The organism is Domibacillus sp. 8LH, from assembly GCF_038806185.1.
GTDB classification, from domain to species: Bacteria; Bacillota; Bacilli; order Bacillales; family Domibacillaceae; genus Domibacillus; species Domibacillus indicus_A.
The window spans coordinates 1-231 of sequence record NZ_JAVJNG010000368.1 but is presented as its reverse complement, the minus strand read 5'-3'; the positions used below and the strand labels follow the sequence as shown (position 1 = coordinate 231).

The following is a 231-nucleotide window of genomic DNA, read 5'->3' as shown; positions in this document are numbered from 1 at the left end:
TGACACGACTGTTCACTGCTCAGAAGATTCATTCTGGCTGGACGTTAAAGGGGATTCTATGACCTCCCCGGCCGGCCTGAGCATACCAGAGGGAGCAGCGATACTTGTTGACCCTGAAGTCGAGCCGCGCAACGGAAAGCTGGTTGTAGCGAAGCTAGAAGGCGATAACGAAGCGACCTTTAAGAAGCTTGTAATCGATGCCGGCAGACGCTTCCTTAAGCCACTTAACCC

The 231-nt window shown here is 53.2% G+C and carries 1 protein-coding gene; it reads left to right on the top strand.

Going from position 1 to position 231, the window contains the following annotated elements; all coding sequences use genetic code 11:
• Window positions 1–231, top strand: a 231-nt coding sequence (locus tag RG959_RS25045; protein WP_342799390.1) for a LexA family protein, incomplete at both ends; no start/stop codon positions are given.